This window comes from Streptomyces sp. PA03-1a, assembly GCF_033792805.1.
Classification (GTDB): domain Bacteria; phylum Actinomycetota; class Actinomycetes; order Streptomycetales; family Streptomycetaceae; genus Actinacidiphila.
Map to the genome: position 1 here is coordinate 1 of NZ_JARAVO010000381.1, position 5,772 is coordinate 5,772.

Genomic DNA, 5,772 nt, shown 5'->3' on the forward strand with positions numbered 1-5,772 from the left:
CCGTACCCGAGCCGGCGGCGGGGGCCGGGCGGCCGCGGGCCGCCGCCGGCTCGGGTACGGGGCGGCCCACGGGCTCCGCGGCCGCCCCGTGCGCGGACTCGTTCACGGCTTCGCTCACGACGCCTCCTCCCCGCTCTCGTCTCCCTCGTCCTCGTCCGCCGCGTGCGCGTTCCACCAGGGCAGCACCTGGAAGGTGGTGCGCGTGTCGATCTCCTCGGGGCTCCAGGTGGGGGCCGCGACCGGCGTGGTGCCGGTGCGCACCTGGAGGCGGACGACGTCGCCACCGTCGAGCCGGGGCCCGATGCGGTCCTCCACGATGCGTTCCAGGTACCGCCTGCTCAGCTCGCCGCGCACGCCGATCGGCTTGTCCTTCTCACCGTGGGAGGCGGCGTAGAAGCTCCACGCCCGGCGCAGCTCGTTCTGCTGGGTGTGGCTGGGCAGGACGTTGTGCCTGATGGCGGCGATGTCCATGGCCGTGAGGTCGATCCAGCCGGTCACCTGGTCGGTGCCGTCGTCCTTGTGCACATCGGCGCGCGCCCAGACGTGGATGTTCTGCTGGAGCGGATTGGGTGCGAAGAGCTTCCAGTTCTGCTCGAACTCGGGGTAGACGTAGCTGCCGACCAGGTCGCCGTGCTTCTTGGTGGCGGTGTTCGTGGGCGCGACGTGCAGGAAGACCATGAGCAGGTGCACCGCGACGCCGACCACGGCCGCGGCCAGCGCCAGCGCGACCACGGCCCGGGCGGGTGGCGACAGCGCGGCTATCCCGGCCGGTCCCCCGGATTCCTCGGGTGGCTCCATCGTGGTTCTCCGCTCGTGTTCCCCGTGTTCCGCTCAGCACGGAACGGTACTCATGCCGCACACGTGCGGTACAGCCGTCCCGGTCAGCACGGGCCGCGGGCGCCACGGGCAGGGTCAGGGAGGAGGCTACGGGGATGTGGACTTCCCCGCCCGGTCCGCCTAATCTGACACGCCGTCAGAATGGACGCGTCCGGGAGGTCGGGCCATGGACTTCAGCTTCAGCGAGGAGCAACTGGCGGCCGTCGAGGCGGCACGGGCGGTGTTCTCCGGCGTGGCCCCCGACGCCGTTCCGAGCCCCGCGCTCACCGCCGGTGCGGTGGCGGAGGACTTCGACCGCCCGCTGTGGCGCCGGCTGGCCGCCGCCGACCTCCTCGGGCTGGTGCTCGGCGAGGCGTACGGCGGGGCCGGCCTCGACCCGGTCGCACTGTGCCTGGTGCTGCGCGAGGCCGGGGCCGTGCTCGCCCGGGTGCCGCTGCTGGAGACCTGTGCCGCCGCGCTCGCCGTGCAGGGCGACGGCCCCGAGGAGCTGCGCGCCCGGCTGCTGCCCGCGGTCGGCCGCGGCGACCTCGTCCTGACCGTCGCCTCCGCGGGCCGCACCGGCCACGACGGCGCGGAACTCGCCGTCACCGCGCGGCCCGTGGACGCGGACGCGAACAGCCACGGGCAGGGCGCCGCCCGCGACTGGCTGCTCGACGGCGTCCAGACCGCCGTCCCCTGGGCGCCGCAGGCCGACCTCGTCCTGGTCCCGGCCTCCGCCGCCGGAGGCCGCACGGTCATCGCCCTCGTCCCGCGCGAGGCGGTCACCGCGGCCGAGCAGATCTCGACCAGCGGGGAGCGCCACGCCGAGCTCCGGCTGGACGCCGTCCGCGTCCCCGCGGGCGACGTGATCACCGCCGAGGGCGCCTGGGACCGGCTGCGCCGGCTGCTGACCACCGGCACCTGCGCCCTGGCGCTGGGGCTGGGCACCACCGTCCTGCGCATGACCGGCGCCTACACCGCCAAGCGCGAGCAGTTCGGGCACCCGCTGGCCACCTTCCAGGCGGTGGCCGTGCAGTCCGCCGACCGCTACATCGACCTGCGGGCGATGGAGGTCACCTGCTGGCAGGCCGCCTGGCGGCTGGACCCCGCCGACGTCGCGGTCGCCAAGATCTGGGCCTCGGAGGGCGTACGACGGGTGGTGCAGACCGCGCAGCACCTGCACGGCGGCTTCGGCGCCGACACCGACTACCCGCTGCACCGCTACCACGCCTGGGCCAAACAGCTGGAGCTCTCCCTCGGCCCCGCCGCCGCCCACGAGGAGGAGCTGGGCGACCTGCTGGCGGCCGAGGCCTGACGGCCCCGGGGCCGCCCCGCGGGCCTCAGAGCACGTGCGCCGGGCCCGCGCCGTCCGTCACCAGCGGGCGGCCCGCGGCCTCCCAGCCGAGCATGCCGCCGTCGACGTTCACCACGTCGAGGCCCTGCGCGATCAGGTACTGGGCGACCTGCGCCGAGCGACCGCCGACCCGGCACACGACGTGCACCCGGCGGTCCGCCGGGACCTCCTCGATGCGGGCCACGACCTCGCCCATCGGGATGTGCACCGCGCCCTCGGCGTGCCCGGCGTCCCACTCGTCGTGCTCCCGGACGTCGAGCAGGTAGCCGTCGGCGGGGACCTGCGCCGCGTCCACCGCGGGCAGCTGGGCGTAAAACATGGAACGGACTCCTTCGGTCGGGGCGTGCACGTCGAACGTACCCGACCCGCTAATCGGACCCCTTCGAGGAGCGCACCAGCTCCGCCAGCCGGGCCTCCCGGTTGGCCACCTGGTTGAGGAGGTTCTCCGCGATCTCGTTGAGCAGCCCGTCCGGGTCCTCCGGGGCGAGCTTCATCATCTGCGCGATCGCGCTGTTCTCCAGGTCGGCGGCGAGCGCGGCCAGCCGCTCCTTGCGCTGCGCGAGCCACTCCAGCCGCGCGTACAGCACCTCGGCCTCGCTCGGCTGCTCCTCCTCCGGGACCGGCCCGGCCTCCCACTCCTCCGCGAGCTCCCGCAGCCGCTGCTCGTCGGCGTAGGTGTACGCCTCGTTGACCCGGGCGATGAACTCGCTGCGGCGCTCGACCTCGGCCTCGTCCTGCGCCAGGTCCGGGTGGGCCTTGCGGACCAGCTCGCGGTAGAGCCGCTGCGCCTCCTTGCCCGGCCGCACGCGGCGCGGCGGGTTCGGGTCCTCCTGGGGCCGGACCCCGTCCGAGCCGAGCAGGCCCTCGAAGAGCTCCTCCACCCCCGGCATCGGCATCACGAGGGCGCGCGCCTCCCAGGCGCGCTGGATGTCCTCGCGGGAGCCGCTCTTGGCCGCGACCGCCTCCGCGATCAGCGCGTCGAGCTCGTCGAGCCGGGCGTACATCGGGCCGAGCTTCTGGTGGTGCAGCCGGGAGAAGTTCTCGACCTCCACCCTGAAGGTCTCCACCGCGATCTCGAACTCGATCAGGGCCCGCTCGGCGGCACGCACCGCCTGGGCCAGCCGGTCCTGGGGTTCGGAGGATGCGGCGGCCGACTCGGTGCCGGGGGCCGACTCGGTGCCGGGGGAATTCGTCACCGGTCCAGCCTACGAGGAGTGGGGGGCGCCGGTCACAGGGTACGGCCTCGTACCTGCCCCGGCACACCGGCGCCCGGGCCCTCACACACCCTGTTCCGCGGCGATCCGCCCGGCCCGCACCTCCGCCACCAGCTCGGCGTGGTCCGCCTCGGTCCGGTCGGCGTACGCGACCGCGAAGGCCGCGACCGCCTCGTCGAGTTGCCCGCCCTTTCCGCAGTAGCCCGCGATCAGCCGGGGGTCCGCGGAGTGCGCGTGCGCCCGGGCCAGCAGCGCGCCCGTCATCCGCGCGTAGTCGTCTATCAGGCCGGCCTCCAGTGCCGCGGGGTCGACGCTGCCCTTGCGGTTGCGGAACTGCCGTACCTGGTGGGGACGGCCGTCCACGTCGGCCCAGCCCAGCAGGCTGTCGCTGACGACCTGCATGCGTTTTTGGCCCAGCACCACGCGCCGTCCCTCGTGCTCCACCGCGGGCGCGTCGAACCCGGCCTTCCCCAGGTACGGCAGCAGCGCGGAGGGCCGGGCCTCCTTCACCTGGAGCACCAGCGGCTGATCGAGGTGGTCCAGGAGCAGCACCACGTACGACCTCGTGCCCACGCTGCCCGTCCCGACCACCCGGAACGCCACGTCGTGCACCGCGTACCGGGCCAGCAGCGGCCGCCGGTCCTCACCGATCGTCGCCAGGTAGCCGCCCTCCGACAGGGCCCCGGCGACCGCCGCCGCCTCCCCGTCCGGCACCCGGCGCAGCACCGGGGGCGCGTCGACGAAGCGGCGGCCGCCGCCCTCGACCTCCTCCGTGGCCCGCGCCGCGAACTTGGCGCTGGTGTTGCGGCGTGCCTTCCCGGCCACCCGGCGCAACGTGCCCGCCAGGTCGCGGGCGTCGGCGTGCGCGACCAGCTCCTCGTCGGCGATGGCGTGCCAGGCGTCCAGCACCGGCATCTTCGCCAGCAGCCGCATGGTGCGCCGGTACGCGCCCACCGCGTCGAAGGCGGCACCCCGGCACGCGTCCTCGTCCGCCCCGGCCTCGCGCCCGGCCAGCACCAGGGAGGCGGCGAGCCGCTTGACGTCCCATTCCCAGGGGCCGTGGACGGTCTCGTCGAAGTCGTTGATGTCCATGACCAGCCGGCCCAGATGGTCCCCGTACAGGCCGAAGTTGGCGGCGTGCGCGTCCCCGCAGATCTGGGCGCCGATGCCGGTGACCGGGCCGCCCGCGAGGTCGGCCGCCATCAGCCCGGCCGAGCCGCGGAGGAAGGCGAAGGGGCTCGCCGCCATCCTCCCCACCCGCAGCGGGACGAGTTCCGGGATGCGCCCGAGGCTCGACTCCCGCACCGCCTCCACCGCGCCCGGCCGGTCTGCACCCGGAGTGAACACCGCGTGCGCCTCGCGCGGCACCGCCTCCCGCAGCGCCTTGCCCTCCTGCTTGGGCGCGCCGTCGTGCGGCCATCTCTGGAACCCCGCGATGTGCGGAAGCCTGTGCTCCACGTGCTCTTCCTCCCCACGGGCCATGCCCGGTTGGTCACTCCTGGGGGCAATCTAGCCATTTACCGGACCGCGTCCGATGTTTCATGCTTGCCTGGACGGTGAAGACCCGACCCTGATGCTCCTTCAGCCTTCCGCGCCGAACCGCAGCCGAACCGCAGGTGCCCGACGTTGGACGAGATGACCAGGCTTCCCACGACCACGACCACGACCCCGCTCGCAGCCACCGGTGTCTCCGCGCTCGTACGCCTCGCCGTGCTCTGCGTCGGCCCCGACGGTGACATCTCGTACTGGAACCGCGGCGCCGAGGAGCTCTTCGGCCACCGCTGGGAGGGCGTGTTCGGCCGTCCGGCGGCCGGACTGCTGCCGCACACCGCGGGCCGGCACCCCGGTGAGCAGGACGCCCTGGAGGTGCTGGACGAGTTCACCCGCTCCGCCTGGGCCGGATCGCTGCCCACCACGGACCGTGACGGCGGCGTCAAGGACGTGGTGTGGTGGTCCTACCGCATCATGGAGCCGGCCGGCCGGAGCCTGCTGGTGATCGCCGCCAACGCCCGCCCGTTGCGCGACACCGGGCCGCGTCTCGCGCTCGGCGACCACCTGCTGCCCTACACCGCCGACGGCACCACCGCCCGCGGCGCCGTCCGCATCATCCCGCGCCTCGCCCCGGCCGCCGACCCCGCGCACGCCGAGCACCTGGCCGGCCGGCTGGGCTCGGTGCTGCCCCGGGTCAGCGCGGGCCGGCTGGACCGGATCGTCCGTCAGATCGTGCCCCTGGGCTACCCGGCGGTGGAGGTCGACGGCACCGTGCTTCTCCCCGTGCTCCCCGAGGAGCACGGCACGACCGTGGCCCAGCCCGCCGCGAACCCCGCCACCGGCCGCGCCGCGCGGCCGGTGGCGGGGTTCGCGGCGGGCTGGGCCACGGTCGTGCCG

6 protein-coding genes are annotated in these 5,772 nt (G+C 74.7%); 2 read left to right on the forward strand and 4 right to left on the reverse strand.

Going from position 1 to position 5,772, the window contains the following annotated elements; genetic code table 11:
- Positions 1-114 precede the first annotated feature (114 nt).
- Entirely contained in the window at positions 115-798 is a 684-nt protein-coding gene (locus tag PV341_RS43405; protein WP_500331596.1) for a DUF5819 family protein, read from the reverse strand.
- A 205-nt stretch (positions 799-1,003) separates the two neighbouring features.
- Here PV341_RS43405 and PV341_RS43410 point away from each other — a divergent pair, with 205 nt between their 5' ends.
- Positions 1,004-2,131 carry an acyl-CoA dehydrogenase family protein gene (locus PV341_RS43410; RefSeq protein ID WP_500331597.1) on the forward strand — a complete coding sequence of 376 codons (1,128 nt, stop codon included), beginning with the start codon at positions 1,004-1,006 and terminating at the stop codon, positions 2,129-2,131.
- Between the two features lie 25 nt (positions 2,132-2,156).
- Here the strand turns inward: PV341_RS43410 and PV341_RS43415 are convergent, their stop codons facing one another.
- The 3 genes from PV341_RS43415 to PV341_RS43425 all read right to left on the reverse strand — a co-directional run bounded on the left by PV341_RS43415 (position 2,157) and on the right by PV341_RS43425 (position 4,842).
- The gene (locus tag PV341_RS43415; protein ID WP_499512856.1) at positions 2,157-2,489 is read right to left on the reverse strand and encodes a rhodanese-like domain-containing protein; all 333 of its coding nucleotides are present in this window, start codon (positions 2,487-2,489) and stop codon (positions 2,157-2,159) included.
- Between the two features lie 49 nt (positions 2,490-2,538).
- A complete protein-coding gene (locus tag PV341_RS43420; RefSeq protein ID WP_499512857.1) occupies positions 2,539-3,366 on the reverse strand; it encodes a hypothetical protein in 828 nt (275 codons plus the stop codon).
- Positions 3,367-3,447: 81 nt separating this feature from the next.
- Entirely contained in the window at positions 3,448-4,842 is a 1,395-nt protein-coding gene (locus tag PV341_RS43425) for a DUF2252 domain-containing protein (protein WP_500331599.1), read from the reverse strand.
- A 177-nt stretch (positions 4,843-5,019) separates the two neighbouring features.
- Here PV341_RS43425 and PV341_RS43430 point away from each other — a divergent pair.
- On the forward strand, positions 5,020-5,772 hold a 753-nt coding region (locus PV341_RS43430; RefSeq protein WP_500360781.1), incomplete at its 3' end, for a PAS domain-containing protein.